Origin of the sequence: Streptomyces genisteinicus, assembly GCF_014489615.1 — a bacterium.
Taxonomy (GTDB): Bacteria; Actinomycetota; Actinomycetes; order Streptomycetales; family Streptomycetaceae; genus Streptomyces; species Streptomyces genisteinicus.
Map to the genome: position 1 here is coordinate 954,376 of NZ_CP060825.1, position 25,625 is coordinate 980,000.

The window sequence follows — 25,625 nt, forward strand, 5'->3', positions numbered from 1 at the left end:
CCTCGGCGGCGGCTCGGCGCGGCCGGCAGAGCCGCCCCGCGGACGACCCGCCCGCCGGGCTCCACCGGAGCGGCCCACGGGCGCGGAAGCGTTCAGACCCGCGCGCCGCCGCCGTCCTCGGCCACCCGCGCCTGGGCGCCGTCGGCGATCCGCGCGCCGCCGGCCGGCGACGGGGCGCCGCTCCCCGCGGCCACCGAGGCCACCGCGGCCTCGGCGCCGCCCGCGACGGGCCCGGCCGGCGGCTTCGGCGCCTGGGACTGGGCGATGAACGCCCCCACGAGCACGACGGCCCCGCCGAGGATCTGGGGTGCCGAGAGGTGCTCGCCGAGGAGCACCCAGGCGAGCGCCGTCGCCACGACCGCCTCCAGGCACGCCACCACACCGGCGACCTGCGGCGAGAGCCGGCGGACCGAGACGACGCCGGTGACGTACGCGGCCACCGTGGCGATCAGCACGATCCAGGCGATGAGCAGGGCGGCGGGCACCTCGGTGCCGTCCATCGCGGCGCTCTCGGCGAGCAGCGGCCAGTCCATGGTCCAGGGGCGTGCGACGAGGGTGAGCACGGCGGTGCCGACGAGGAGCCCGTAGGCGATCACACCCAGCGGATGGGGCGCGTCACGGCCCCCGGCGCCCTGGTCGGAGAGGACGAAGTAGCCCACCTGGCAGCACGCGGCGCCCAGGGCGAGCAGCAGCCCGAGCGCGTCGAAGCGGAGGCCGGCCCAGACCTCGACGACGCAGGCGAGTCCGGCGACCGCGAGGACGACACCGAGCGCCGCGGCGCGGGTGACCGGTCGGCGCTGCACGAACCGGACCCAGCCGAGGACGAGCGCGGGAGCCAGGTACTCGACCAGCAGCGCGACGCCGACGGGGATGCGGGAGATCGCGGCGAAGTAGCACGCCTGGACACCGGCGACGGCGAGCAGGCCGAAGCCCGCGAGCAGGGCGGGCCTGCGGCGCACGAGGTCCCGGTGGCGCCAGGCGACGGGAAGCATCACGAGCGCGGCGCCGGCGACGCGGAGCCACACCACGTGCAGCGGATCCAGGCCCGCCTCGATCAGCGGCTTGGCCGCCACCCCCGACCCACCGAATGCGAGCGCCGACACCAGGGCGAGCCCCAGTCCGGCGCTTCTTCCCGAAGACGCGTGCATCGGGACATGATGTCAGCGCCGGACAGGAGCGTCACCTGGGTGACGCATGTCGAGACGCTTCCGCGATGCGCGCGACCACCCCGGCGGCGTCGACGCCCGCCCGGCGCAGCACTTCCACGGCCCGGCAGTCCGGGTCGGCGGCGATGCAGGCGAGGACGTCGAGGCACCGGGCGTGCGGCTCGCCCCGCAGCCCGGCTCTGACCATTGCTCCGCGCATGGCCCCGGAGACCGAGGGCGACCATCCGGTCTCGCCGCGGCCGATCACCCGGAGGGCGCCGGAGTCCTCCACCGATCCCTGCCAGCGCAGGCCGTACCCGATGCTGCGCTGCACGAGGTAGCCGAGCACGCGGGCCACCTGCGGCCCGTCGCCGACCGCGTCGCGCACCTCGGGGTCGGCCTCGAGGAGGGAGTGGAGCAGGTGGGCGGTGTCGATCTGGGGGTCCCCGTCGCGCAGCGCCCGGCGGCGCGCGCCCGCGACCACGGCGCCGAGCTCGTCGGTGAGCCCGGCGCCGGTCCCGGCGGGGCCGGGAGCGGGCTGGCGCGGTACGCGCGGGGAGGAGTGGTGCACGTATCCCACCCCATCAGGCGATCGGTGCCGAAGCGTCCTCGCGAGGGAGCATCTGCGCATCCGACGCAGGGTGGGCACCGGTCGCGGGCGTCTCCTCCTTGCGGATGACACGGCGTACGGGGCCGTGGGTGGAAGCCCCCATGCTCACCGCAACGGCCGTGGGTGGAAGCCCCCATACGCACCGCAGCGCACCCCGCGGGAGTCCCGGCCGGGCGCGGCCGAACCGTCCGCCGGGCGCGATCAGGCCCAGGGGCCGGCGACGCCGCGGACCGCCCTGCGCGCGCCGGCCGTACGCCGGGGTCCGCGCAGGCGGCACAGCCACCCGCCGCGACGCCGTGCCGACGGGCCTCGCCGCACGGGGCCCGGCAACCGCCGCGCTGCGGTGCCGGGCAGCCTGCCCGGGCGCGTCCGAGCGCCCCGACAGGTGCTCTCGCACCCCGGCACCTGCGCCGGGCGCCGCCCGCGGACGTCAGTCCTCGTCGGCGAGGATCAGATACAGCTTCTTGCGCGCCTCGTTGATGACGGCGACCGCCTTCTGGCGCTGCTCGGCACTGCCGGTCTTCCAGACCTGTCCGAAGGCCTCCATCAGACCGAACCCGGCCTGCCGCACCTCGTTGACCGTCTCCCAGTCGACGCCGCGGCCGGCCTCCTCCCACGGGGCCTCCGGGCCGGACTCCGCCTCGGTGCGGCCCGTGTCGGTGAGCGTGAACAGCTTCTTGCCGCCCTCGCTGGCGCTGACGATCAGCCCCTCGTCCTCCAGCATCTGGAGGGTCGGATAGACCGAGCCCGGGCTGGGCCGCCACGCGCCGCCGCTGCGCTCGCCGATCTCCTGGATCATCTCGTAGCCGTGCATCGGCCGGTCCTTCAGGAGGGCGAGGATCGAGGCCCGTACATCGCCGCGCCGCGCCCTCCCCCGGCCGCCGCCGCGTCCGCGGCCGCCACCGCCGAAGGGCCCGCCGAACGGCGGTCCGAACGGCCCGAACGCGGCACGCCGGCTCTCCCATTCGCCCCGCCCGTGATGTCCGGGACCGCAGTGGCCACGACCCTGACCGGCCTCACGGCCCCTGCCGAATTCCTGTCCTGGTGAACGCATCGCGCACTCCTTCCATCATTGACCAGTCGCGATGCGTCAACGATATATCGGAACCGATCGGACGGCAAGGTCCGACCGGATGACCGGGCCCTCCCGGTCCATCCGTCGCGGATTGGCCTTGGCCCGCTCGCCCGGCGACCCGCTAGCGTCCGGCCCATGCGCATCCGAATCGTCGACGCCTTCACCGACCGCCCCTTCGCCGGCAATCCCGCCGGCGTCCTGCTGCTCGACTCCGCGGGCTTCCCCGACGACGCGTGGCTCCAGCGGGTCGCCGCCGAGGTGAACCTGTCGGAGACGGCCTTCGCCCACCCGCTGCCGCCCGGCGGCGACGCCGACTGGGCCCTGCGCTGGTTCACCCCGGCGACCGAGGTCGACATGTGCGGGCACGCCACCCTCGCCACCGCCCACGTGCTGCACACCACCGCCGCGGCCGCCGGAACGGTGCGCTTCGCCGCACGCTGCGGGATCCTCGCCGCGACCGCCCACGACGACGGCATCACGCTCGACTTCCCCACGTCGCCGCTGACCCCCGCCGCCGTGCCGGACGCCCTCGCCGCCGCCCTCGGCGCACCGGTCCTCGCCGCGCTCGACACCGGACGGCACATCGGCGACCTGCTGGTCGAGCTCGCCGACGAACGCACGGTGCGCGCCCTGCGGCCCGACACGGCGGCGCTGGCCGCCCACTCGGAACGCGGCATCATCGCCACGGCGCCCGCCGAGGACCCCGGGGCCCCGTACGACTACGTCTCCCGCTGCTTCTTCCCCCGGGTCGGCATCGACGAGGACCCGGTCACCGGCAGCGCCCACACCGCCCTCGCGCCCTTCTGGTCCGCGCGGCTCGGGCGGAGCGCGCTGACCGGATTCCAGGCGTCCGCGCGCGGCGGACTGGTCCGCACCGAGGTGCGCGGGGAGCGCACCCTGCTCACCGGCCGTGCCGTCACCGTGATCGACGGCGAGCTGCTGGCCTCCCCCTGAGGGCCCCGCGGGCCCGGACGCACCGACCCCCGCGGGCCCCGGACACACCGCGGGGGCGTACGGCACCTCCCGTACGCCCCCGATCCCGCTCCGCCGCTGCGGTCCGCCGCTACGGCGTGGGCAGCCAGCCCACCTTGCCCGCCAGCAGCCCGTAGCCCACGAAGGCCACGATGTCGAGCAGCGCGTGCGCCGCCACCAGCGGGCCGACGCGGCCCCAGCGCCGGTAGAGCAGCACGAAGACGACGCCCATCACCATGTTGCCGACGAACCCGCCGATGCCCTGGTAGAGGTGGTAGGAACCGCGCAGCACCGAGCTCGCCGCGAGGGCCGCCATCGGCGACCAGCCCAGCTGGTCCAGCCTTCGCAGCAGGTAACCGACCACGATCACCTCCTCCACCACGGAGTTCTGCACGGCGGAGAGGATGAGCACCGGGTACTTCCACCACACGTCCGGCAGGTTCTCCGGCACCACCGTGAGGTTGAACCCCGCCGCCCGTACCACGAGGTAGAACGCCAGCCCGGCGCTGCCGATGCCGGCGGCGACGAGAGTGCCGCGGCCGAGGTCGGACCACGGCCGGCGCAGGTCGAAGCCGATCATGCCGAGCCCCGCCCGCTCCCTGGTCAGCAGATGGGCGACGAGCGCCACCGGCACCAGCGCGCTGGCGATGCCGAAGAGCTGCCAGGCGAGATCGAGCCATGGCCGCCCCGGCGCGTGCGAACCGTTCAGCGTCGCCGCCTGGTCCGCGAGACCGCCCGGTCTCGTCACCGACCCGATGAAGCTGATCAGGGCCGAGAGGGCGCTCGCCCCGAGGGACAGCGCCAGTACGAGCAGTGTCTCGGACCGCAAGGTCCGCCGTGACAGCCCCTCCTGGGGAAGAGATCCAGCCACTCCTCCGGCCTCTGCCTGCACACCTGCCTCCACTTCGGTATTCGGCTCTCATCCCCGTCCACGCCCCGCTAGGGTCTCGAAAACAGGTGCGAAGATCGCGTGCGACAGGCCGGGGACTCACGTCGTCGCGACGGCGCGAGTCCCTTTCTCGCTCCTCGGTCCCTCGCACATCGCACGAGGAGGAGCACCACCGCATGGGACGTCACAGCTTGCCCGACGCCGCCACGACGGACGACACCAGGTCCCGTCCCCGGGTGCGCCGCCGCACGGTGGCCGTCGCCGCCTCCCTGGTGCTGGCGGTCGCGGCGGGCACCGGCGCGGCCGTCCGGACCGGTCTGCTGTCCTTCCCGGACTCCTGTGCCGACGATGCGGTGCGCATCGACCTCGCGGCCTCCCCCGACATCGCGCCTGTCGTGCGCGCGGCGGCCGACCGGGCCCGCGCCGGGGGCGTCCGCTCCGACGGGCAGTGCATGGACGTGCGCGTCGTGGCGCGGCACAACCACGAGGTCGCGGAGCTGCTGGCCACCGGGTCCAACAGCCCGGACTACGAGGTGTGGCTGCCGGACTCCGCGGTCTGGGCCGACCGCGTGCAGACCACCGGCGACGGCGTCCCGCTGACCCCCGCGGGCAACATCGCGCTCTCGCCCGTGACGTTCGCCGCCGTCGCCGAGGCCGGGGAGGGGCTCGGCTGGCCGGACAGGACGTACACCTGGGCGGAGCTCAGCTCCGCCGCCACCTCGTCGGAGCGGCTGCGCCTCGGGTCCGGCGACCCCGCGCGCAGCGCCACCGGGCTGCTCGCCCTCACCGCCGTGGCCGGCTCGGCGCGGGGTTCCGGCAGCGGGTCGGACACCGCCGTGGCGGCCGCCGCGAAGGCCCTCTCCCAGCGGGTCGCGGACACCGACACCGCGGCGGCCGCGACGCTGGCACGGGCCGAGTCCGGCGAGGCGGCCGGCGACCCGGCGCGCAACCAGGCGGTCTTCCTGTCGGAGCAGGCGGCCTTCGCGTACAACAAGGGCGCCGGTCAGGACATACCGGATCTCCGCCTCTTCTACCCGTCCGACGCGTCGCCCGCGCTGGACTTCCCCTACGAGCTCGTCGACGAGACCTCGCTCAGCACCGACGAGAGCCGGGCGGCCACCCGCTTCATGGCCCTGCTCGCGGAGCCCGCCTCCCGCCGGGCCCTCACCGCCGCCGGATTCCGGGCCCCGGACCAGGAGGTCCCCGAGGCACTCGTCGCCGCCGCCGGCGGCCGCGCGCCCCAGCCGTTCGCCGACCGCGGCGACACGTCGGGCGCCCTGCCCTCGGACGTCCTCCAGCAGACCCTCGGCATGTGGACGATCACCGTGCAGAGCGCCCGTCTCACCACCGTCGTCGACGTCTCGGGCTCCATGCAGACCCCCGTGCCCGGCCGGGGCATGCAGTCCCGGATCGACGTCACACGGGAGACCCTGCGGCAGGCGCTGGCGAACTTCACGCCCGAGGACGAGATCGGCCTCTGGGAGTTCGCCACCGGTCTCGACGGCAGCCGGGACTACCGCGAGCTGGTGCCGACCGACCCGCTGGGCCCCGTCGGCGCGTCCGGCTCCCAGCGCGCCCGGCTCACCCGGGCGTTCGATGACCTGGCGGCGGTGCCCAACGGCGCGACGGGGCTGTACGACACGACGCTGGCGGTGTTCCGGCAGGCGCAGGACGGCTATGTGAAGGACAAGTTCAACGCTCTCGTCGTGCTCACCGACGGCTCCAACCAGGACCGGCTCAGCATCTCGCGCAGCGCCCTCATCGCCGAGCTGGAGAAGCTGGACGACCCGAACGCCCCCGTACCGCTGATCGCGATCGCGATCGGCCCCGACGCCGATCTCGACGAACTCGTGGAGATCGCCGACGCCACCGGCGGCGCCGCCTACCAGGTCAGCGACCCCGCGGAGATCGAGGCGGTCATCCTGAAGGCGATCATGACCGTGGGACAGAAGAGCCGCGCACCGCAGGAGTGACGGCCCCGGCCCCTCGGCCCCGACCGCGCGCACGCCGCCGGCGCGGTCACCCGCCCGTACCGGGGAAGCCCACCTCCCAGGTGTGCACCGGACGGCCCTCACGCATCAGTTCGCTGTAGCGCCGCGTCGTGGCCGCGAGGGCGGCGTCGCGCGCCAGGCCCGCCTCCAGGGCCCGGTGGAAGGTGTCCGCCTGCCAGGAGGCGCCGTTGACCCTGCGGCGGCAGCGCTCCTCGATGATCCCGAGGTACAGGTCACGGTCGGCCGGTTCGATGTTCCACGCGTCGAGGCCGGCCGCGGCGAGCGGCAGCAGTTCGTCGCGGACCAGTGTGACGACGGGCACCGTGGTGATCCCGCCGCGTCCCGGACGCGGCCACTCCAGCTCGGCGTCGATGCCGTACCGGCAGGCCGTGTCGAAGTTCCGGTGGGCCGCCTCGAAGGGCAGCCGGGACCACACGGGGCGGGCGTCCTCGGCGAGCGCGCGCACCAGTCCGTAGTAGAAGGCCGCGTTGGCGATCACGTCCGCCACCGTGGGCCCGGCGGGCAGCACCCGGTTCTCCACGCGCAGATGGGGCACCCCGTCGACCACCTCGTAGACCGGGCGGTTCCACCGGTAGATCGTCCCGTTGTGCAGGACGAGCTCATGCAGCCCGGGCACCCCGCCCTCGTCGAGCACCCGCAGCGGGTCCTCGTCGTTGTGCATGGGCAGCAGCGGCGGGAAGTAGCGCAGGTTCTCCTCGAAGAGGTCGTACGCCGAGTCCACCCACCGCTCGCCGAACCAGGTCCTCGGGCGCACGCCCTGCGCCCGCAGCTCGGGCGGCCGGGTGTCGGTGGCCTGCTCGAACAGCGGCGGCCGGGACTCGCGCCACAGCTCCTTGCCGAACAGGAAGGGCGAGTTGGCGCCGACGGCGACCTGGACGGCGGCCACCGCCTGCGCCGCGTTCCAGACGTCGGCGAAGCGGGAGGGCGTCACCTGGAGATGCAACTGGACGGAGGTGCAGGCGGATTCGGGGGCGATCGACGAGGAGGTGGAGCTGAGCGTCTCGACCCCCGATATGTCGAGGGTGAAGTCCTCGCCGCGGGCGGCGACGATCTGGTCGTTGAGGAGGGTGTAGCGGTCGGCGTCGGAGAGGTTCGCGGAAACCAGGTCCCCTTCTCCGAGGGTCGGGAGGATTCCGATCATCACGATCCCCGAGTCCGCCTCGGACGCCTTGCGTTCGGCATATCCGAGGCCGGTCCGCAACTCCTCGGCCAGCTGATCGAGAACGTGTCCGTCGAGCCGGTGCGGAGCGATGTTCACTTCCAGATTGAACATTCCGAGCTCCGTCTGGAAATCACTGCTCGCGATGCGCGAGAGCACTTCCGCATTCACCATCCTCGGCATGCCGTCGGCTCCCGCGAGATTCAACTCGATCTCCAGGCCCATGAGATTACGTGGCCTGTCGAACCTCTTCTCCGCCAGCAGCCTCGCAAGTCCCTCCAGGCACTGCTGCAGCTTGTGCCTGTACCGCTGACGATCGGACAGACCGAATCCGCCCGCCACGGCCTTCTCCCCCATCGAAGCGTCCCTCCTCGGCTGGGCGTCCCACGCGGCGTGGGCCGCTCGTTTCACGGACGATAATGCCCAGACTCTTTGATCCGTAACGTCCCCGGAGCAGGTCCGGTGCGGATAGGCTGGAGTCAGCCCCCGGCAGGCACATTCCAGCGGCACATTCCAGCGGGAGACGCCGGGGTCATTTTCACCGTGTGTGCGTGGCGTATAACACGGACGGATTTCGGCCTACCGCGCCGCCTGGAAAACCGCAGGCCATGCACGGATCGCGACGCAACTGCCCCGGTAAGGAACCCGTCCCGGGGACCGGTATTCGCCTTGCGGGAAATGCGCGCGACGGCTAGCGGAAACATCGTGTGAACACACGTCGTATAAACTCCGCTGACGGGCCGACAGTCGGCGCCCGGCGGTCTTCCCGGCCCCGCGCGGCCCCCATGCCGACAGCGCCGTCCGCACCTCCCCGCATCACCGTGTCTCCTGAGTGAGAGGCGACCCACCATGCCGCTGCATGTCCTTTCGGCCCCCGCGCCCGCCCTGCGCAGCGTTCTCGCAGCACTCGGCAGCCCCACGGCAGTCCGTGAGGCTCCGACCCCCGCTCTGCGGTCCGTCCAGGGACCGCTGAGCCCCGAGCTCCCGCTTCCGGTCCATGTGCTCGACCGTGTCGTCCCCAGCGACGGCACACCGGTCACCCGGCTCGCCGGCTGGAGATTCCTGATCCGCGGCGGAGAGGGCGTCGTCGCCGCCGCGGACACGGTCCCGACCGCCGGCGGATGGGCCTTCTCGCACTTCTTCGAGGGGCCCTACCTGGCGTCGACGGAGCTGGCGCTGCGCCAGGCCGAGTCCACCGGAGCCCAGGGCCAGCCCCGGCTGCTGTCCGTGCCGGAGCTCTACATGCTGACGCTGTGGCTGCACGCCGACGCCGACGCCGACCCGGAAGGGGGCAGTCTCCATCCGGCCGACATCCTGGTGCCGCTGGCACCCGCGCCGCCCGGGATCGCGGCCCATCTGCCCCGCCGGGCGGCCGATCTGCTGCCCCTGCTGACGCTGCGGCTCGCACCGGCGGCACCCGCGCTCCTCGACTCCCCCGCCGCCTGAACCGTCCTGCCCCACGCCCCGCGACCGCCCGGTCGCGGGGCGTACTGGTGCCCGGACCATGCCCCGAAGTGACTAGCCCCTTGTGACCACGGCCAACCCCCCGAAAGGACGGCACGGCCGGGCTGAACCGTCCTCGTGGGTGACGCGTCATCAATCAGTAGGAAGAGCTGCTGTGAAATCCCTGCGGAACGACCTCCGCAGGGGAACACTGGAACCGGACCGACAGATACGGGGGGGCGGCCATGAACACCTCATCGAGCCGCAGCACACTCACCACGACACAGCGAAAGAACCCGCCCATGTGCCAGCACCAGCCAGAGTGTCCGACAGCCGACTCCGCCGACCGGGAGGCGGCCCGCCTGGTGGCCCACCACCCGGAACAGGGCTGGAGCCTTCTGTGCAACGGGGTGCTTCTCTTCGAGGACACGGGTGAACTGCTGCCCGACGGGCAGGTCATCGCACCGCGCAGGCCGCTCGAGGCCACTCACGTGGTCACGGCGGCCTGACGCGCCTCCCGAGCGGAGCGTGATCCCCGCCCGGGAACCGGCACCGCCGGGGTACGACGAGGGGCCGGCCCGGAGAGAACTCCGCACCGGCCCCGACGCATGTCCCCGGCCGTCGGCCGGGGACCCGCCGCCCGTCAGCCCTCGTACTCGTCCATCGGGGGGCACGAGCACACGAGGTTGCGGTCGCCGAAGGCGCCGTCGATACGGCGGACCGGCGGCCAGTACTTGTCGGCCGCGCTGACACCGGCCGGGAAGACCGCGACGTCACGGCTGTAGGCGTGGTCCCACTCGCCGCCGAGCGCGGCGGCCGTGTGCGGCGCGTTGCGCAGCGGGTTGTCGTCGGCGGGCCACTCGCCCGACGCGACCTTCTCGATCTCGGCGCGGATCGCGATCATCGTGTCGCAGAAGCGGTCGAGCTCGCCCAGGTCCTCGCTCTCGGTCGGCTCGATCATGAGCGTGCCGGCCACCGGGAAGGACATGGTCGGCGCGTGGAAGCCGTAGTCGATGAGGCGCTTGGCGATGTCGTCGACGCTGACACCGGTCGCCTTCGACAGCGGCCGGAGGTCGACGATGCACTCGTGCGCCACCAGCCCGGCGGGGCCGGTGTAGAGCACCGGGAAGTGCGGCTCCAGGCGCTTGGCGATGTAGTTCGCGGCCAGCACGGCCACCTGGGTGGCGCGCTTGAGGCCCTCGCCGCCCATCAGACGCACGTACGCCCAGGAGATCGGCAGGATGCCCGCGGAGCCCCAGGGAGCGGCCGAGATCGGCCCGACGCCCGTCGCGGGCCCGGCGGCCGGCTGGAGCGGGTGGTTGGGCAGGTACGGGGCGAGGTGCGAGCGGACGCCGACCGGGCCGACGCCCGGGCCGCCGCCGCCGTGCGGGATGCAGAACGTCTTGTGCAGGTTCAGGTGGGAGACGTCGCCCCCGAACCGGCCCGGCTTCGCCAGCCCGACCAGCGCGTTGAGGTTGGCGCCGTCCACGTAGACCTGGCCGCCGGCGTCGTGCACCTGCGCGCAGATGTCGGCGACGTGCTCCTCGAACACACCGTGCGTCGACGGGTAGGTGATCATCAGCACCGAGAGCTCGTCGCGGTACTGCTCGATCTTCGCCCGCAGGTCCTCGACGTCGATCTCGCCGTCGTCGGCGGTCTTCACGACGACGACCTTCATCCCGGCCATCACGGCACTGGCGGCGTTGGTGCCGTGCGCCGACGACGGGATCAGGCAGACGACACGGGCGTCGTCGCCGTTCGCGCGGTGGTAGGCGCGCACCGCGAGCAGGCCCGCGAGCTCGCCCTGCGAGCCGGCGTTCGGCTGGATGGAGACCTTGTCGTAGCCGGTGACCTCGGCGAGCCGCTCCTCCAGCTCGGTGATGAGGGTCAGATAGCCCTCCGCCTGCTCCACGGGGGCGAACGGGTGCATCTGGCCGAACTCCGGCCAGGTGACCGGCTCCATCTCGGTGGTGGCGTTCAGCTTCATCGTGCAGGAGCCGAGCGGGATCATGCCGCGGTCCAGCGCGTAGTCCCGGTCCGCGAGGCGGCGCAGGTAGCGCAGCATCGCGGTCTCGGAGCGGTGCTGGTGGAAGACCGGGTGGGTCAGGTAGTCGTCCGCACGCAGCAGCGCCGCGGGGAGCGCGTCGGCACCCGCCTCGTCCAGCGCGCCGGCGTCGGCGGTGACGCCGAACGCCGCCCACACGGCGGACAGCTGGTCCCGGCCGGTGGTCTCGTCGCACGCCGCGGCGACGTGGTCGGCGTCGACGAGGCGCAGGTTGACGCCGTTCTCGCGGGCGGCGGCGACCACGTCGGCGGCGCGGCCCGGGACCCGGGCGGTCACGGTGTCGAAGAAGGAGCCGTGGACGACCTCGACGCCGCCGGCGCGCAGGCCGTCGGCGAGGACGGCGGCGTAGCGGTGGGTGCGCTCGGCGATGGCCCGCAGGCCGTCGGGGCCGTGGTACACGGCGTACATGCCGGCCATCACGGCGAGCAGCACCTGCGCGGTGCAGATGTTGCTCGTGGCCTTCTCCCGGCGGATGTGCTGCTCACGGGTCTGGAGCGCGAGCCGGTAGGCCTTGTTGCCGTCGGCGTCGACGGAGACGCCGACGAGGCGGCCGGGCAGGCTGCGGGCGAACTTCTCGCGCACCGCCATGTAGCCGGCGTGCGGGCCGCCGAATCCCATGGGGACGCCGAAGCGCTGGGTGGTGCCGACGGCGATGTCGGCGCCGAGCTCGCCCGGCGAGGTCAGCAGGGTGAGCGCCAGCAGGTCGGCCGCGACGGTCACGATCGCGCCGAGCTCGTGGGCCTGCTCGATGACGGGCTTCAGATCGCGCACGGCACCGGACGCGCCCGGGTACTGGAGGAGCACGCCGAAGACGCCGCGCTCGGCGGCCTCGGCGGGGATGCCGTCGCCGAGGTCGGCGACGACGACCTCCACCCCGGTGGGCTCGGCGCGGGTCTCGATGACGGCGATCGTCTGGGGGAGGGTGTCGGCGTCGACCAGGAAGACGCCGTTCTTCACCTTGCCGACGCGCCGCGCGAGGGACATCGCCTCGGCCGCGGCCGTGCCCTCGTCCAGCAGCGAGGCGCCGGAGGTCGGCAGCCCGGCGAGGTCGGCCACGACGGTCTGGAAGTTCAGCAGCGCCTCCAGGCGGCCCTGCGAGATCTCCGGCTGGTAGGGCGTGTACGCGGTGTACCAGGCCGGGTTCTCCATGACGTTGCGCAGGATCACCGGGGGCGTGAAGGTGCCGTGGTAGCCGAGGCCGATCATGGGCGCGAGGACCCGGTTGCGGTCGGCCAGGCCGCGCAGCTCGGCGAGGACGTCCGCCTCGGTGCGCGCCTCCGGCAGGTCGAGGGCCTCGGTGCTCTTGATCACGTCCGGCACGGCCGCGGCGGTGAGTTCGTCGAGGGAGCCGTAGCCGACCTGGGCGAGCATCTTGGCCTGAGCGGCGGCATCGGGGCCGATGTGGCGCTGCTCGAAGGGGATGCCCCGCTCCAGCTCGGTCAGCGGAGTGCGGTTGGCGGTCATGTGGGAGGCCTCCTGGTCTAGTACGACCTGCGAGGGGCATCACGACGCGGATGCCCGGACGGCCTCCCCCTCTGTCATCTCAACCTGAGAGTTTCACCGGGCCTCACGCGGAGCGCACCGGCTTTCACCGTCGGTGAGAGCGGATGCCGTCCGACGCCCGCTCTGCTTTCCAGAGTGACCTCGTCCGTGCGGTACAGGGGCCTGAGAGATTCCGGGGAGGATTTGCTCCTTCGGCGCCGCCGGCGGGCTTTCACCGGTGGACTCTCCCGCACGGGGTCAACAGCCGCTTGCCAGGGTACCAGCGTGTCGGCGCCGGTCCCCCGAGTGGCCGACACCTCCGTTGTGCCCTTTTGTAGTGACAGGAGCAGTTGCGACCTGTTGGAGGGACCGTGCAGACCGACATCGATCCGCGCAGCCTGATCGGCCGCAAGGCGTTCGACCGCGACGGCCACAAGATCGGGACCGTCGACGAGGTGTACCTGGACGACGCGACCGGCGTCCCCGAGTGGGCGGCCGTGCGCACGGGACTCTTCAGCCGGGACGCCTTCGTCCCCCTCGAACCGAGCGAGATCGTCGACAACGCCCTCCATGTCCCGTACGAACGCGGCCTGATCAAGGACGCCCCCGACTTCGGCGTCGGCCGCCATCTCTCCCCCGAGCAGGAACTCCAGCTCTACCACCACTACGGCCTGGACCTCGCGTCCCCGCCGTCGCCCGCGCAGACGTCCGGGGACACGTCCTTCGGCCGGATAGCCGGTCACGAGGACTGACCCGGTCCCGACCCGCAGCGGCGCCCGTCGCTCAGGTCGCGCACGGTCTCAGCCGTGGCGTGCGGCGGCCGGACCGCCGGCGCCCTCCGGCTCCCCGCTCCCCGCCGCGGGCTGCGCCCCGACGAGCGGCAGCGGCTCGGACGGCTCAAGGGCCTCGTCGTCCACGCGGAAGGTGCGCACCCGGCCCGGCTGCGATCCGGGCACCTCGAAGCGCACGGTCACCCTGCCCACGCCGCTGCCCTGGACCCAGCCGGGCCCGTGCTCGGCGTGCCGCACGTCCTGTCCCGCGGACCAGTGCCGCCGGGCGGGCGGCTCCGGCTCCTCCGGCCCGCCCGGATCCGGCGCCGGTGCCCCCGGGTCCGCGCGCCGGTCCTCCGGACCGTCACCGGCCGCCGGCTCCGGCTCCCCTAGCACGGCGGCGGACTGGGCGAACAGGTCCTCCTGGGTGTAGTCGGCGAGTCCGGTGACACCGACGCCGAGCAGCCGGACTCCCCCGGTGGTGTCCACGGCCTCCAGCAGCCGGCCCGCCGCCTCCCGCACCACGGCCGGGTCGTCGGTCGGCCCGCGCAGCGTCTCGGACCTGGTCAGCGTGGAGAAGTCGTACCGCCGGACCTTCAGCACGATGGTGCGCCCCGAGTGGCCGCCGGCCCGCAGGCGCCGCACGCACCGCTCCGCGAGCCGCTCCACCTCCGTGCGCACCCGGACCCGGTCGTGGAGGTCGACGTCGAAGGTGTCCTCGACGGAGACGGACTTGGCGTCCCGCTCGGCGACCACCGGGCGGTCGTCGTGGCCGAGCGCCATCCGGAAGAGCGCCGCCCCGTGCGCCCTGCCGAGCAGCCGCACGAGCTCGTCCTCGCCGGCTTCGGCGAGATCGGACACCGTGGTCATCCCGGCCCGCCGGAGGTGCTCGCCGGTCGCCGGGCCCACCCCGGGCAGGGTGCGCACGGTGAGGGGGCCGAGCAGTTCGCGCTCGGTGCCGGGGTCGATGAGGACGAGGCCGTCCGGTTTGGCCTGCTCGGAAGCGATCTTCGCCAGCATCTTGGACCCCGCGAGTCCCACCGACCCGGTCAGCCCGGTCAGCGCCAGGATGTCGGCGCGCAGCCGCTCACCGGTGGCCCGCGCGGACGCCGCGTCGCGGGCCGTGCCGCCGGCCTCCAGGTCGACGAAGGCCTCGTCCAGGCTCAGCGGCTCCACCAGCGGCGACAGCCGGCCGAGCAGCTCCATCACCTGCTCGCTCACCGACCGGTAGAGGGAGAATCGGGGCACCAGATAGGCGGCGTTCGGTGCGAGGCGCCGGGCCTGGGCCGTCGGCATCGCGGAGTGCACGCCGAAGCGCCGCGCCTCGTAGGAGGCGGTGGCCACCACACCGCGCGGCCCGAGGCCGCCGACGACGACCGCCTTGCCGCGCAGCGACGGCTTCGCCGCCTGCTCGGCGGCGGCGTAGAAGGCATCCATGTCCAGATGCAGGATCGTCGGCGCGGATCTCACACCACCGATGCTCCCCCACACCACCGACAACGTCCGCGCCGCCGCCTTCCGCGCCGTGCGCGGGCGGCGGCGCGGAAGGCGTTCAGACCGCCCGGTCGCGCCTGCGCCGGGCCAGTTCGTCGGCCGGGTTGTTGCCGATCAGCGTCTCGCCGGTGTCCACCCGCTCGCCGTGCAGCTGGGACAGCGCGGCTTCCACGTCGCGCCACACCACGCCGACGGCGATGCCGAAGATCCCCTGCCCGCCCTGGAGCAGGTCGACCACCTCGTCGGGGGACGAGCACTCGTAGACGGTGGCGCCGTCACTCATCAGCGTCATGCGCTCCAGGTCCCGGAACCCTCGGGCCCGCAGGTGCTGGACCGCGGCACGGATGTTCTGGAGGGCGACGCCCGTGTCCAGGAAACGCTTGACGATCTTGAGCACCACGACATCGCGGAAGCTGTAGAGCCGCTGGGTGCCCGAGCCGTAGGCGGCCCGCACACTCGGCTCGACGAGGCCCGTGCGCGCCCAGTAGTCGAGCTGCCGATAGGTGATGCCCGCCGCCGCACACGCGGTGGGGCCGCGGTATCCGATGGTGTCCGGTGAAGGGTCTGCCGCGCTGTCGTGCAGCGGATACGGCCCGCCTTCCACCGGAATCCCGGGGCCGCCCCCAGCCGTACTGTCGCCGCTGCTTCTCACGCCGACCTCCGTCCTTGACCTGCCACCTCGAAGGTAGGGAGTCACCGGGGGTGCGTCAACGATCGCCACACTCGGCACGCCGAGTGATAATCACCCTGAGAGTGGTTTCCCGTGCCCTGATTGCGGGAAAGGCTACTCGAATGTGCCCGGGTCGCCGGCCGCCGACACCGGCCGCAGAGGGGCCAGACAGGGGTTACCGCCCGTCACGTCACCGACTGTGGTCGAAATCCGTCCGCACGGTCACCAGGGGTAACCGACTCACTGGTTGCTGGTACCGAAGTCCTCGGGCGAGATCTGGTCGAGGAACTCGCGGAACTTCTCCACCTCGTCCTCCTGCTCGTCGGGGATGGCGATGCCGGCGTCGTCGAGCACACCGTCGCTGCCGTAGATCGGCGTACCGGTGCGCAGGGCCAGCGCTATGGCGTCCGAGGGCCTGGCGCTGACCTCGACACCGCTGGCGAAGACCAGCTCCGCGTAGAAGACGCCCTCGCGGAGGTCGGTGATGCGGACCTCGGTGAGCTCCTGGCCCACCGCCTCCAGGACGTCCTTGAAGAGGTCGTGCGTCAGCGGCCGCGGAGGGGCCATCCCCTGCTGCGCGAAAGCGATCGCGGTCGCCTCCCCGGGGCCGATCCAGATGGGGAGGAACCGGTCGCCTCCCACTTCACGCAGGAGAACGATCGGCTGGTTCGAGGGCATTTCGACCCGGACACCCACAACGTCGAGCTCGTTCACACAGCAACCCTAGGACGTGCGCGCGGGGTTTGGGTAGTCGGGCTGGGCCAAGATCAGGTCAGCCTGACCCCGAGGGCGCTCTGCACCAGCACCGTGTGGAGCCGCACGGACAGCTCCGCGAGCTCCTTGGCGGTGGCCTCCGCATGGGCCCTGGTCTGCGGATTGCGGTGCCTGCGCAAGGGTGCGACCACCTGTTCGACGAGCCCCGCGTCCCGTTCCGCGGACGCCTTCATCGCCCGCAGATGCCTCGGCTCGAGTCCGAACCGCCCCAGATCCGTGACGAGCCGGGCGACCGTGACGGCCTCGGGGTCGTAGCCGCCGCTGTCGTCGGCCGCCAGCAGCCCGTACGACTCCCACTCGCCGAGTTCCTCGTCGGTGACCTCGGCCGCGGCCAGCAGCTCGGCCCGGCCCAGCCGCCGGACGGTGGGGCGGTCGTCCGCCGCGTCCGCCCCGTCGGCGGGCCCGCCCTGCGGGCCCTGGGCGGGCAGCTGGATCTGCTCCCCGCGCTCCAGGGCGTCGAGCTGCTCACGGATGACCTTGAGCGGCAGGTAGTGGTCACGCTGCATCCTCAGGACGAGAGCGAGCCGCTCCACGTCATGCGGCGTGAACTTGCGGTACCCCGAGGGGGACCGCATGGGCTCCACGAGCCCCTCGGCCTCCAGGAAACGGATCTTGGAGATCGTCACCTCGGGGAACTCGTCCCGCAGCCGGGTGAGCACCGTACCGATGCTCATCGGCCGTTCGCCCTGAGCGGCGGTGCCGTGACCGGCACCGCCCTGGGGTGTGCGCAGCATGTGCCTTCCCTGGGTGCTCCCCGGACGGCGTCCGGGGAGGCTCAGATGCCCCGCTGGCTCGCGTAGAAGACCAGCCGGTACTTGCCGATCTGGACCTCGTCGCCGTTGGACAGGACGACGGAGTCGATCCGCTCGCGGTTGACGTAGGTGCCGTTGAGGCTGCCGACGTCGGCGACGGTGAAGCCGCCGTCCGCGCCCCTGCGGAACTCCACGTGACGACGCGACACCGTCACGTCGTCGAGGAAGATGTCGCTCTGGGGGTGGCGGCCCGCCGTGGTCAGCTCGCCGTCGAGGAGGAAGCGGCTGCCCGAGTTGGGGCCGCGACGCACCACGAGGAGAGCCGATCCGAGGGGCAGCGCGTCGACGGCGGCCTGCGCCTCCGGCGACAGCGACGGCAGCGCGGTCTGGCCCGTCACCTCGGAGTCGTACGCCTCGATCCCGGAGATCGAGATGGTCGACGTCGTCTCCGAGGCGCGCTCGGCGGGGACCCCGCCGCGCAGCGGCGCACCGCAGTTGGAGCAGAACCGGGCGGCATCGGGGTTCCGGTGGCCGCACCTCGTACACACCGGCGAGCCGGCCATGGACGGATCCTCCTGCCGCGGCTGTCCCGCGTGGGGATTGGTCGCGTACGGGTCCTGGGCAAACCCTCCACCCGCACTTGATGGTTCCCCGAAACCTATGCGCCCGGCACCGGCAGGGTCAACAGACGACGCGCCCGCTCCGCCCGAATTGTCGCCGGCCGCGATCTGGTCGCGGAACAGCGGGCGCTCCCCGCCCTGATCCTCGCTCTGGCCGTGACGCGGCGCGCGGTGACGGGCGTTGCCGTCCTCGCGTGCGCTCTTGCCGAACAACTTCGCAAACAACTTCACGGGCGTTTCCCCTTGACCGAAATAGACCCGCCCGTGGGGCAGGACGAACCCTGAACGAACACACCTGCCGCCTCGGACATTCTCACAACGTCCGTGACCACCTGACAGTTTCCACCACGCGACGCCGATCCTGCGCGCCGCCCCCCTGCAATCTCCTGCCCTGGGCCGGCAGCCCCCATGTCCCCCCGATTCACTGCGATGACGACCGAGCGTAGTCAGGCCGCTCCGCCGGTCGCAAGGCGTCGACGACGATCTTCTCCGAACGCACCACGGTGGCCGTGGCCTGCTCCTTCTCCAGCGTCTGGACGACTCCGCCCGGGATGTTGAGGGCGGGCTCCAGATCCTGGGGCTTGCCGATCACCTTGAAGGTGTAGGGCGCGCTGATGCCCCGGCCGTCCACCTCCACGTCCCCGGCGGTGCCGGAGAAGTACGAATTGGCCACCACCCGCGCTCCGTTGACCTGGATCGCCTCGGCGCCCGCCGCCCGCAGCTCCTGGATCGTGTCGAGCAGCATGTCGGGCTCCACGGTGCCGGACGGGTCCGCGATGGTCAGCGTGATCCCGGGGCCCTGCGCCGCCACCGTCCCGGCCAGGATCCCGAGCTGCTGCTCCTTCTGGAGCGTCTGCTTGCGGGCCTCCTCTGCCTGGTCGGAGCTGTTCTCCAGCTCGGTCCGCTGCTCCTCGAGGCGCTGCTTCTCGTCCTGGAGGCGCTGGGTCCGGTTGTCGAGCTCGTCGAGGATGCGCACGAGGTCCTCCTGCCGGGCTCCCCGCAGCGCGCTGTCGTCGCTGTTGGAGCGGACCTGGATGGCGAGCCCGAGCCCGAGGACGAAGAGCAGCACGGCGACGATCAGCTGGGCACGGGTCACCCTCGGCGGCCAGAGCGCGGCCCCCAGGCGCCGCCTGCCCGACTCCTGGTCCGGTCCGCCGGGCGGGGCGGCCGCAGCGGGCGCGGCGGGCGCGGGCGGGGCCATCGGCGGCAGCGGTTCGCGGCGCGGCTCCGGGGAGCCGCCCTGTGGCCTGTCGTCACTGTTCATGTGCGTCACGCCCGGAAGACATGGCGGCGGATGGCCGCGGCGTTCGAGAAGATCCTGATGCCCAGGACGACGACCACCCCGGTCGACAGCTGGGCGCCGACGCCGAGCTTGTCGCCGAGGAAGACGATGAGCGCGGCGACCACGACGTTGGAGAGGAACGAGACGACGAAGACCTTGTCCACGAAGATGCCGTCCAGCATGGCCCGCAGGCCGCCGAAGACGGCGTCGAGCGCGGCCACCACCGCGATCGGCAGGTAGGGCTCGACCACCGCCGGCACCTCGGGCCGGACCAGCAGTCCGACCACGACTCCCACGACGAGGCCCAGTACGGCGATCACGATGTGCCCTTCTCTGTCTCGGCCGCGTCCTGCCCGCCGCCTGGCGCGGCGGCGTCGGTCTCCGGCTCTGCGGTACGTACGATCAGGCTCGGAGCCGCGGGGAGCCGTACCGACTCCTCGGCCGAGATCCTCGTGCGGATGCCGAAGCTCTCCTGGAGCGCGTGCAGGTACAGCCCGTCGGCGCTGTCCTGGAAGGCGGTGCTCAGCTTCTCGCCGTCACCCACCGCCAGCACGGTGTACGGGGGCACCAGCGGCCGGTTGTCGACCAGTATGGCGTCGCCCGCGGCACGGATCGCCGACAGCGCGGTGAGGCGCTGCCCGTTGATGGCCACGGCCTCCGCGCCGGACTCCCACAGGCCGTTGACGACACGCTGCATGTCGCGGTCGCGCACCCGCCCGGTATCGGAGAACCCGCTGCTCTCGCGCGGCCCGTCGCCGCTCTGGTCGGTGCCCTTGGCGTCGTCCACGACCAGTTTGACGCCCGGCCCCTCGACCGGGGTTGCTCCGGCCAGCAGGCCGGTGAGGTCGGCGTGCCCGCCGCCGTCCTCGCTCAGGGCCTTGCGCTGACGCTCCTGGACGTCGGCGCGCAGCGCTTCCACGCTGCGCTCCAGCTCGTCCACGGAGTCCGTCTGCGCCTCGACCCTGTCGATGAGTTCGACGCGCTCCTTGGCGAGCACGGGCGCCGAGACGCGCGCCTCGGCGGCGCCCACGGTCACCACGGCGGCCGCGAGGACGAGCCCGGCGGCGAGGCCCAGCCTGGCGCGCAGCGTCTTCGGCAGACCGCCGTTCTCGGCGCGGCGCGCGGCGGCCTCGGCATAGCCGTCGTCGAGGCTGTGCTCCATGACGTTGGTCAGCAGCGACATGGAGGCGTCGGGGCGCACCGGCGGTGAACCGGTACTCCGAACGGGGGGCGGCTGCGACATGCCGCACATCGTCGCACGTCGCAGCCGCTACCGCCGAATGGCCCCACCGCTCGCCCCGGCGGCCGTCTCAGACGGCGGCCGGGGCCGCCCTCACGGGTGTCACTTCCCCGCGCTGTCCACGACCGCCGCCCACTCGTCGAGCAGGGCCTGCGCGGAGGTGTCGTCCGGCCCCTCGGCCCACAGATGGGTGACGGCCTCGGCCGGGTCGGGCAGCACCATCACCCAGCGCCCGTCGGCCTCGACCACCCGCACGCCGTCGGTGGTGTCGACGTGCCGGTCACCGGCGGCCTCGACCACCCGCCGCATCACCAGGCCCTTGACCGCCCACGGGGTGGCCAGGTCGCGCTTCAGGACGTGGGCGCGCGGGATCCGGGCGTCGATCTGGCTGAGCGTGAGCTGCGTCCGGGCCACCAGGCCCACCAGGCGGACGAACGCGGCCGCGCCGTCGAAGACGCTGCTGAACTCCGGGACGATGAAGCCGCCCCGCCCGTCGCCGCCGAAGATGGTGGTGTCCTCGCGGCCCACGCGCGTGAGGTCGTCCGGGGACGTGGTCGTCCATTCGACCTGCGTCCCGTGGTAGGCCGCGACCTGTTCGGCGATGCGCGTCGTGGTCACCGGCAGGGCCACCCGCCCGCTGCGCCGCTCGGCCGCGACCAGGTCGAGGAGGACCAGCAGTGCCCGGTCGTCCTCCACGATGCGTCCGCGCTCGTCGACGAGCGAGAACCGCTCGCCGACCGGGTCGAACCGCACGCCGAACGCCGCCCGTGCCGAGGCCACGATCTCGCCGAGCCGGACCATGCCTGCTCTTCGCGACTCGACCGACTCGGTCGGCCGGGACTCGTCGAGTCCGGGGTTGATCGTCAGGGCGTCCACTCCGAGGCGGCCGAGGAGGCTGGGCAGGACGAGTCCGGCGCTGCCGTTGGACGCGTCGACGACGACCTTGAGCCCGGAGTCGGCGATCCCGGTGGTGTCCACGTTGCGCAGCAGCGATCCCGTGTACGAGTCGAAGACGCTCGACGGGAAGTGCAGGTCGCCGATCTCGCCGGGGAAGGCCCGCCGGTACTCCTGGCGCGCGTAGACGCGGTCGAGCTTGCGCTGGCCGCCCTGGGACAGGTCGGCACCCCGCGCGTCAAAGAACATGATGTCCACCGAGTCGGGCACACCCGGTGACGTCCGGATCATGATGCCGCCGGCGCTGCCCCGGGCGGTCTGCTGCCGGGCGACGGGCAGTGGCACGTTCTCCAGGTCGCGCACGTCGATCGCGCTGGCCTGGAGGGCGGAGATCACGGCCCGCTTCAGCGCTCGCGCGCCGCGGGAGTGGTCACGCGCCGTGGTGACGGTGGCGCCCTTCTTCAGGGTCGTGGCGTACGCGCCGGCGAGCCGGACGACCACTTCGGGAGTGATCTCCACGTTGAGGATGCCGGTGACGCCGCGGGCGCCGAAGAGGTGCGCCTGTCCCCGGGACTCCCAGATGACGGAGGTGTTGACGAAGGCGCCGGCCTCGATCGTCTTGAACGGGTACACCCGCACGTTGCCCTGGACGATCGATTCCTCTCCGATGAGGCACTCGTCGCCGATCACGGCGCCGTCCTCGATCCGGGAGGCGCGCATGATGTCCGTGTTCTTGCCGACCACGCAGCCGCGGAGGTTGCTCTGCTGGCCGACGTAGACGTTGTCGTGGATGACGGCCTTGTGGAGGAAGGCGCCCGACTTCACGACGACGTTGGACCCGATGACGGTGTGCTCGCGGATCTCGACACCCGGCTCGACCTTCGCGTAGTCGCCGATGTAGAGCGGTCCGCGCAGCACGGCGTCGGGATGCACCTCGGCGCCTTCCGCGACCCAGACTCCCGGCGAGATCTCGAACCCGTCGAGTTCGACGTCCACCTTGCGTTCGAGGACGTCCGCCTGCGCCTTCACATAGCTCTCGTGGGTGCCGACGTCCTCCCAGTAGCCCTCGGCGACGTAGCCGAAGATGGGCTTGCCCTCCTTCATGAGCTGGGGGAAGACGTCCCCGGACCAGTCGACGGGGACGTCGGCCTCGACGTAGTCGAAAACCTCGGGCTCCATGACGTAGATTCCGGTGTTGACCGTGTCGGAGAAGACCTGGCCCCAGGTCGGCTTCTCCAGGAAGCGTTCGACCTTGCCCTCTTCGTCGACGATGGTGATGCCGAATTCGAGCGGGTTCGGTACGCGGGTGAGGCAGACCGTGACGAGCGCGCCCTTCTCCTTGTGGAAGGCGATCAGGTCGGTCAGGTCGAAATCGGTGAGGGCGTCACCGGAAATGACGAGGAACGCGTCGTCCTTCAGCGCTTCCTCGGCGTTCTTCACGCTCCCCGCGGTACCGAGCGGCTTCTCCTCGTTCGCGTAGGTGAGCTCCATACCGAGCTCTTCGCCGTCCCCGAAGTAATTCTTGACCAGCGACGCGAGGAACTGCACGGTGACCACGGTCTCGGTCAGTCCGTGCCGTTTCAGCAGCCTCAGCACATGCTCCATGATGGGCCGGTTGGCCACCGGCAGGAGCGGCTTGGGCATGCTCGAGGTCATGGGGCGAAGCCTGGTTCCTTCGCCACCAGCCATCACGACGGCCTTCATGTCGGAAGCGTCCTCCTTGAGAGATGACGGTCAGCCGACTTCGCCCGCTCGATGAGACCCGATGGTGGCATCCGCGGCCGGCCACACTGCTCGGCTACGCGTAACGGGGTCAATCGGCCGCTGCGTCCGCCTTGACGAGGCGGCGGACCTGGACCACATAGAGGATCCCTGCCCACCAATACAGTGTTGTACCCCATCCGGCGAATGCCCATCCGAAAACCGCCGCCAGTGACGCGAGCCACCCCGTCCCGTCACTCAGGAGCAGCAAGGGGAAGGCGTACATGAGGTTGAAGGTGGCGGCCTTGCCCAGGAAGTTCACCTGGGGCGGTGGGTAGCCGTGGCGCCGGAGGATTCCCACCATCACCAGCAGCATCGCTTCGCGGGCGAGAAGCGCCAGGGTGAGCCAGAGGGGCAGAATCTCGCGCCAGGTCAGGCCGACCAGCGTCGACAGGATGTAGAGCCGGTCCGCGGCCGGGTCGAGGATTCGGCCGAGGCTGCTGATCTGGTTCCAGCGCCGGGCGAGCTTCCCGTCGAGGTAGTCGCTGATGCCGCTGAGCATCAGCACGAGCAGTGCCCAGCCGTCGGCCTTGGGCCCGCCGAACTCGGGAAGAAGGATCAGCCACAGGAAGAGCGGGACGCCGACGAGGCGTGCCATGCTGAGAATGTTCGGGATGGTGAGTACCCGGTCCGTCTGAACGCGGGTCTCCTGGACCTCCACCCGGGGGCCTCCTGTGGGAAACGTGCCTACGATGCTCCCCGACCTTACCCGTCCTCGGAGCACAGGCGGTCACAGGGGTGGCCGGCCGCGGGCGAACGGGCCCGCCGGCCGGCCGGATCGGCCCTGGAAACAACTCAACCCCCGGACATGGTCCGGGGGTTGAGTAACAATGAGTTCGGCGGCGTCCTACTCTCCCACAGGGTCCCCCCTGCAGTACCATCGGCGCTGAAAGGCTTAGCTTCCGGGTTCGGAATGTAACCGGGCGTTTCCCTAACGCTATGACCACCGAAACACTATGAAGATCTCGAACTACCAGCCGGCAAAGGCGAGTTCGTTACTTCAGAACTAACACAGTGGACGCGAGCAACTGAGGACAAGCCCTCGGCCTATTAGTACCGGTCAACTCCACCAGTTACCTGGCTTCCATATCCGGCCTATCAACCCAGTCGTCTACTGGGAGCCTTACCCTCTCAAGGAGGTGGGAGTCCTCATCTCGAAGCAGGCTTCCCGCTTAGATGCTTTCAGCGGTTATCCTTTCCGAACGTAGCCAACCAGCCATGCCCTTGGCAGGACAACTGGCACACCAGAGGTTCGTCCGTCCCGGTCCTCTCGTACTAGGGACAGCCCTTCTCAAGACTCCTACGCGCACAGCGGATAGGGACCGAACTGTCTCACGACGTTCTAAACCCAGCTCGCGTACCGCTTTAATGGGCGAACAGCCCAACCCTTGGGACCGACTCCAGCCCCAGGATGCGACGAGCCGACATCGAGGTGCCAAACCATCCCGTCGATATGGACTCTTGGGGAAGATCAGCCTGTTATCCCCGGGGTACCTTTTATCCGTTGAGCGACGGCGCTTCCACAAGCCACCGCCGGATCACTAGTCCCGACTTTCGTCCCTGCTCGACCCGTCGGTCTCACAGTCAAGCTCCCTTGTGCACTTACACTCAACACCTGATTGCCAACCAGGCTGAGGGAACCTTTGGGCGCCTCCGTTACCCTTTGGGAGGCAACCGCCCCAGTTAAACTACCCATCAGACACTGTCCCTGATCCGGATCACGGACCCAGGTTAGACATCCAGCACGACCAGAGTGGTATTTCAACGACGACTCCACAACCACTGGCGTGGCCGCTTCAAAGTCTCCCACCTATCCTACACAAGCCGAACCGAACACCAATATCAAACTGTAGTAAAGGTCCCGGGGTCTTTCCGTCCTGCTGCGCGAAACGAGCATCTTTACTCGTAGTGCAATTTCACCGGGCCTATGGTTGAGACAGTCGAGAAGTCGTTACGCCATTCGTGCAGGTCGGAACTTACCCGACAAGGAATTTCGCTACCTTAGGATGGTTATAGTTACCACCGCCGTTTACTGGCGCTTAAGTTCTCAGCTTCGCCCGGACGAATCCAAGCTAACCGGTCCCCTTAACGTTCCAGCACCGGGCAGGCGTCAGTCCGTATACATCGCCTTACGGCTTCGCACGGACCTGTGTTTTTAGTAAACAGTCGCTTCTCGCTGGTCTCTGCGGCCACCCCCAGCTCAGAGTGCAAAACTCATCACCAGGAATGGCCCCCCTTCTCCCGAAGTTACGGGGGCATTTTGCCGAGTTCCTTAACCATAGTTCACCCGAACGCCTCGGTATTCTCTACCTGACCACCTGAGTCGGTTTAGGGTACGGGCCGCCATGAAACTCGCTAGAGGCTTTTCTCGACAGCATAGGATCATCCACTTCACCACAATCGGCTCGGCATCAGGTCTCAGCCTTAATGTGTGACGGATTTGCCTATCACACGGCCTACACCCTTACCCCGGGACAACCACCGCCCGGGCTGGACTACCTTCCTGCGTCACCCCA

The 25,625-nt window shown here is 71.2% G+C and carries 21 protein-coding genes, 2 rRNA genes and 1 riboswitch (1 of these 24 running past the window's edge); of the genes, 5 read left to right on the forward strand and 18 right to left on the reverse strand.

Annotation, left to right across the window (positions count from 1 at the left end; all coding sequences use genetic code 11):
* Positions 1 to 92 precede the first annotated feature (92 nt).
* From IAG43_RS04205 to IAG43_RS35095, 3 genes are all read right to left on the reverse strand, one after another.
* A complete protein-coding gene (locus IAG43_RS04205) occupies positions 93 to 1,148 on the reverse strand; it encodes an EamA family transporter (RefSeq protein ID WP_187739412.1) in 1,056 nt (351 codons plus the stop codon).
* Between the two features lie 31 nt (positions 1,149 to 1,179).
* Positions 1,180 to 1,716, reverse strand: a complete 537-nt coding sequence (locus tag IAG43_RS04210; RefSeq protein WP_187744288.1) for a Clp protease N-terminal domain-containing protein — start codon at positions 1,714 to 1,716, stop codon at positions 1,180 to 1,182.
* 469 nt (positions 1,717 to 2,185) lie between these two features.
* On the reverse strand, positions 2,186 to 2,809 hold the full coding sequence (locus IAG43_RS35095; RefSeq protein ID WP_187739413.1) for a PadR family transcriptional regulator: 624 nt from the start codon (positions 2,807 to 2,809) through the stop codon (positions 2,186 to 2,188).
* 156 nt (positions 2,810 to 2,965) lie between these two features.
* On the opposite strand from IAG43_RS35095, the gene IAG43_RS04220 reads away from it, so the two are divergent.
* Complete coding sequence (locus tag IAG43_RS04220; RefSeq protein ID WP_187739414.1) at positions 2,966 to 3,784, forward strand: PhzF family phenazine biosynthesis protein; 819 nt, start codon at positions 2,966 to 2,968, stop codon at positions 3,782 to 3,784.
* Positions 3,785 to 3,893: 109 nt separating this feature from the next.
* On the opposite strand, the gene IAG43_RS04225 is transcribed toward IAG43_RS04220, so the two are convergent.
* A complete protein-coding gene (locus IAG43_RS04225; RefSeq protein WP_187739415.1) occupies positions 3,894 to 4,673 on the reverse strand; it encodes a CPBP family intramembrane glutamic endopeptidase in 780 nt (259 codons plus the stop codon).
* Between the two features lie 194 nt (positions 4,674 to 4,867).
* Between IAG43_RS04225 and IAG43_RS04230 the strand changes: the two genes are divergently transcribed.
* On the forward strand, positions 4,868 to 6,664 hold the full coding sequence (locus tag IAG43_RS04230; RefSeq protein ID WP_187739416.1) for a substrate-binding domain-containing protein: 1,797 nt from the start codon (positions 4,868 to 4,870) through the stop codon (positions 6,662 to 6,664).
* A gap of 46 nt (positions 6,665 to 6,710) precedes the next feature.
* On the opposite strand, the gene IAG43_RS04235 is transcribed toward IAG43_RS04230, so the two are convergent.
* Entirely contained in the window at positions 6,711 to 8,219 is a 1,509-nt protein-coding gene (locus IAG43_RS04235) for a glutamate-cysteine ligase family protein (protein WP_187739417.1), read from the reverse strand.
* Between the two features lie 492 nt (positions 8,220 to 8,711).
* On the opposite strand from IAG43_RS04235, the gene IAG43_RS04240 reads away from it, so the two are divergent.
* Together IAG43_RS04240 and IAG43_RS04245 are read left to right on the forward strand one after the other, a co-directional pair.
* Positions 8,712 to 9,308 (forward strand): hypothetical protein, encoded by a 597-nt coding sequence (locus tag IAG43_RS04240; RefSeq protein WP_187739418.1) that lies wholly within the window; start codon positions 8,712 to 8,714, stop codon positions 9,306 to 9,308.
* Positions 9,309 to 9,607: 299 nt separating this feature from the next.
* Positions 9,608 to 9,814: a DUF5999 family protein gene (locus tag IAG43_RS04245; protein ID WP_187739419.1), complete on the forward strand. Its 207-nt coding sequence runs from the start codon at positions 9,608 to 9,610 to the stop codon at positions 9,812 to 9,814.
* A 134-nt stretch (positions 9,815 to 9,948) separates the two neighbouring features.
* Here IAG43_RS04245 and gcvP read toward each other — a convergent pair whose 3' ends face one another.
* Complete coding sequence (gcvP, locus tag IAG43_RS04250) at positions 9,949 to 12,834, reverse strand: aminomethyl-transferring glycine dehydrogenase (protein ID WP_187739420.1); 2,886 nt, start codon at positions 12,832 to 12,834, stop codon at positions 9,949 to 9,951.
* A 179-nt stretch (positions 12,835 to 13,013) separates the two neighbouring features.
* A riboswitch (glycine riboswitch) is annotated at positions 13,014 to 13,113 on the reverse strand.
* A 110-nt stretch (positions 13,114 to 13,223) separates the two neighbouring features.
* Here gcvP and IAG43_RS04255 point away from each other — a divergent pair.
* Positions 13,224 to 13,604 carry a PRC-barrel domain-containing protein gene (locus IAG43_RS04255; protein WP_187739421.1) on the forward strand — a complete coding sequence of 127 codons (381 nt, stop codon included), beginning with the start codon at positions 13,224 to 13,226 and terminating at the stop codon, positions 13,602 to 13,604.
* A 48-nt stretch (positions 13,605 to 13,652) separates the two neighbouring features.
* Here IAG43_RS04255 and IAG43_RS04260 read toward each other — a convergent pair whose 3' ends face one another.
* The 12 genes from IAG43_RS04260 to IAG43_RS04315 all read right to left on the reverse strand — a co-directional run.
* Entirely contained in the window at positions 13,653 to 15,092 is a 1,440-nt protein-coding gene (locus tag IAG43_RS04260; RefSeq protein WP_187739422.1) for a DNA polymerase IV, read from the reverse strand.
* A gap of 82 nt (positions 15,093 to 15,174) precedes the next feature.
* Positions 15,175 to 15,768, reverse strand: coding sequence for a MerR family transcriptional regulator (locus tag IAG43_RS04265; RefSeq protein WP_223005904.1), 594 nt, complete (start codon positions 15,766 to 15,768; stop codon positions 15,175 to 15,177).
* 258 nt (positions 15,769 to 16,026) lie between these two features.
* Positions 16,027 to 16,500 (reverse strand): bifunctional nuclease family protein, encoded by a 474-nt coding sequence (locus tag IAG43_RS04270; protein WP_187739424.1) that lies wholly within the window; start codon positions 16,498 to 16,500, stop codon positions 16,027 to 16,029.
* Positions 16,501 to 16,553: 53 nt separating this feature from the next.
* Positions 16,554 to 17,294, reverse strand: a complete 741-nt coding sequence (gene ftsR / locus IAG43_RS04275; protein WP_187739425.1) for a transcriptional regulator FtsR — start codon at positions 17,292 to 17,294, stop codon at positions 16,554 to 16,556.
* Between the two features lie 41 nt (positions 17,295 to 17,335).
* On the reverse strand, positions 17,336 to 18,292 hold the full coding sequence (locus IAG43_RS04280) for an FHA domain-containing protein (protein ID WP_187744289.1): 957 nt from the start codon (positions 18,290 to 18,292) through the stop codon (positions 17,336 to 17,338).
* Between the two features lie 61 nt (positions 18,293 to 18,353).
* Positions 18,354 to 19,196 carry a DUF881 domain-containing protein gene (locus tag IAG43_RS04285; RefSeq protein ID WP_187739426.1) on the reverse strand — a complete coding sequence of 281 codons (843 nt, stop codon included), beginning with the start codon at positions 19,194 to 19,196 and terminating at the stop codon, positions 18,354 to 18,356.
* A 5-nt stretch (positions 19,197 to 19,201) separates the two neighbouring features.
* Positions 19,202 to 19,534: a small basic family protein gene (locus IAG43_RS04290; protein ID WP_003970459.1), complete on the reverse strand. Its 333-nt coding sequence runs from the start codon at positions 19,532 to 19,534 to the stop codon at positions 19,202 to 19,204.
* On the reverse strand, positions 19,531 to 20,457 hold the full coding sequence (locus IAG43_RS04295) for a DUF881 domain-containing protein (RefSeq protein WP_187739427.1): 927 nt from the start codon (positions 20,455 to 20,457) through the stop codon (positions 19,531 to 19,533). The genes IAG43_RS04290 and IAG43_RS04295 overlap by 4 nt, the downstream gene beginning before the upstream one ends.
* Positions 20,458 to 20,556: 99 nt before the next feature.
* On the reverse strand, positions 20,557 to 23,052 hold the full coding sequence (locus IAG43_RS04300) for a mannose-1-phosphate guanyltransferase (RefSeq protein ID WP_187739428.1): 2,496 nt from the start codon (positions 23,050 to 23,052) through the stop codon (positions 20,557 to 20,559).
* Positions 23,053 to 23,161: 109 nt separating this feature from the next.
* Entirely contained in the window at positions 23,162 to 23,770 is a 609-nt protein-coding gene (clsA, locus tag IAG43_RS04305) for a cardiolipin synthase ClsA (RefSeq protein ID WP_187739429.1), read from the reverse strand.
* A 173-nt stretch (positions 23,771 to 23,943) separates the two neighbouring features.
* Positions 23,944 to 24,060, reverse strand: a 5S ribosomal RNA gene (gene rrf / locus IAG43_RS04310).
* A gap of 79 nt (positions 24,061 to 24,139) precedes the next feature.
* Positions 24,140 to 25,625, reverse strand: a 23S ribosomal RNA gene (locus tag IAG43_RS04315) (it continues 1,640 nt past the right edge of the window).